We start from the raw sequence: 2,733 nt of genomic DNA on the forward strand, positions 1-2,733 counted from the left end.
TACGAGACTGCTGTTGCGCTTTTCCGGACATAACACCCTATCCACTGAAGGTCTTGGCGGGCAAAAAACAAGCCGAGGATTATACCTGAGCTATGACCTCACGCGCCAGTTGAGGTCGGGTTTGATGTGCAAACGTTCTGTTTTAAGAGGTCGCGCATCTGTTTTGCTATCTGATTTTGCTCTTCAGCCGATAATCCCGGCTGCCTTGCTTTCTTGATGAGGTCGTCGAGGGTCTGCGTGTGCTGACCCGCGGATAACCTAGTAATGGTGTCTAAAAACTGTTGTTCAAGGTTTTCGCCGTCAATTAGCCACTCCTTTTCTGCGAGTGCTCTCAACAGGCGCCCTTGCTCTGTGCCGTGCCAGCGGGCCATTAACTGAATAGAGTTTAGCTTAGGATTTTTCTGTACGGCCTCGATCAGGGCGATTAGTACCTGAGCGTAAGTGTTGCTCTCGTTGGCAAAATGGTCTGCGCTCTCAACCTTTCCCGCCAGTTGCGGGTGGTGGATGAGTGTGCGCAAGGCGATAAGCGTCGGGGCTTCTACCGCTACTGGTGTGCGTGGGGCGTAGGCCTCATCGCGATCACCGCGCTTGCCGTTTTTGCTCCACGGTTTCTTGTCCCATTTTTTGCCGCCAGCGCCCGGTTTCTTCGGCGTCCATTCCTGCTGGGGGGCGTAGGCTTCCTGGGGGTGGTGGAAGTCGGAGTAATCGGGCATGGCGTCGTAATCCATGCCTGGGTCATAGGCAGGCGGCGCATCCTGTGGCGCGCTGTGCACAAGCTGGCTGACCGCCTCACCACTCAACCCCGTGATTTCCAGCAGGCGTTGGCGCATCAGAGCGCGCAGGTTGGCGCCCGGTACTTTTTCGATCAACGGTGCGGCGAGGGTGGCCATGTGGGCCTTTCCTTCGAGTGAGCGTGGATCGGCTTCTTCTGTCAGTTGTTGAAAGAAGTAATCCGCCAATGGCTGTGCGTGCTGGCTGATGCGTGCACGGAAAGCATCAGTGCCTTCCGAGCGGACCAAGGTATCCGGATCTTCGCCTTCAGGCAGGAACAGAAAGCGGGCACGGCGGCCGTCCTGCAGGCTCGATAATGTTGCTTCCAGGGCGCGCCAGGCGGCGTTGCGGCCAGCCTGGTCGCCGTCAAAGCAAAACAGCACGTTGGGAACGACACGAAACAATCGTTTCAAGTGCTCTTCGCTGGTAGCGGTGCCCAGCGTCGCGACGGCATTACGCAAACCCTGCTGGGCGAGGGCGATGACGTCCATATAGCCTTCGACGACGATGATTTCGTCGAGATTGCGGTTGTTCTTGCGTGCTTCATACAGGCCGTAGAGTTCCTGGCCTTTATGGAATACCGGTGTTTCCGGGGAGTTCAGGTATTTCGGCTTGTCATCGCCCAGTACCCGGCCGCCAAAGGCAATGATGCGCCCGCGGCTATCGCGGATCGGGAACATCACTCTGTCACGGAAGCGATCGTAGCGTTTGCCGGTTTCGGCGTTTTCGATCAGCAGGCCGGCATCGACCATGGCTTTTTGTTGCAGAGTGTCGCTGCTCAGATGCTTGAACAAGTTGTCCCAGCCGGGGGGAGCAAAGCCGAGACCGAAGTCGCGGGCGATTTCACCGGTCAGGCCGCGGCCTTTCAAGTAGTCCACGGCAGCTTTGCGCGACGGATGGCTTTTCAGGGCCTGGCGATAGAAGTCGGCGGCGGCGTTTAGTAGCGGATACAGTGGCGAGTCGGTCGGCTGCCGCGGCTTGTGCGGGCGGCCACTTTCTTCGCGGGGGATCTCCATGCCGGCGGCTTTGGCCAGTTCTTCGACAGCCTGGACGAAATCCAGGTTGTCGTGGTCCATGATGAAGCCGAGGGCATTGCCGCCAGCGCCGCAGCCGAAGCAATAGTAGAACTGCTTGTCGGGGCTGACGCTGAAGGAAGGGGTCTTTTCTTTGTGGAACGGGCAGCAGGCAGTGTGGTTCTTGCCAGCTTTTTTCAGTTGCAGGCGCGAGCTGACCACGTCGACGATGTCGGTGCGGTTCAGAAGGTCGTCAATGAAGCTCTGGGGAATTAGCCCGGCCATGGCGTTCTCGTCATCTGCGCTGTAAGAAGTCCGAAGCGAAGGGCGACCGTACGCGGTTCATTGTTTGAGGCACGCAAGGTGTGCGGCTCGACCGGTGTCGTCTGCATAATCGCTATCGGGAAGTGTATCTGCCGAAAATCCACTGACGTTAATCCAATCAGTATTCGACTATTTGAAAGTGTTGCGCTGAATCCGGCTGCGACCAGTCAATGGTCTCGGATAGCTCACAATTTGGCACGCATGAGGTGCTTTGGGCTGATCGTCGTGAGAGGAATCAGTAGGTGTGCTCGTCAGTAGCCTTGAAAGGCTCGTCAGAAAAGACGTGCACCGCTGGCAAAAGAGCCAGGTCTGACGTGATGAAGCAGATTGTCTCGGTCGCATCTGCGGCGTCGACGGTGAAGCATCAAGCGTTTTACGCAAATGCCATTAGCCCGGCTCAGAGCCGGGCTTGGCAGAAGCTTGCTACGATCGTCTGTGTATTAGTACAGACGAACGGCGCGGCGCTGTTCGCGCTGAACTTTCTTGGCGTGACGCTTAACAGCGGCTGCTGCTTTGCGCTTACGCTCAGAAGTTGGCTTCTCGTAAAATTCGCGGCTACGAACTTCAGCCAGTACACCGGCTTTTTCGCAGGAGCGCTTGAAACGACGCAGAGCTACGTCGAAGG

2 protein-coding genes are annotated in these 2,733 nt (G+C 57.2%); both read right to left on the reverse strand.

Annotation, left to right across the window (positions count from 1 at the left end):
• Positions 1-98: 98 nt before the first annotated feature.
• Positions 99-2,069, reverse strand: coding sequence for a DNA primase (dnaG, locus tag ACRESJ_RS14345; RefSeq protein WP_431758474.1), 1,971 nt, complete (start codon positions 2,067-2,069; stop codon positions 99-101).
• 479 nt (positions 2,070-2,548) lie between these two features.
• The coding region (gene rpsU / locus ACRESJ_RS14350; RefSeq protein ID WP_400776041.1) for a 30S ribosomal protein S21 at positions 2,549-2,733 on the reverse strand (185 nt) is incomplete at its 5' end.

This window comes from Pseudomonas sp. (assembly GCF_050739655.1).
GTDB lineage: Bacteria > Pseudomonadota > Gammaproteobacteria > Pseudomonadales > Pseudomonadaceae > Aquipseudomonas.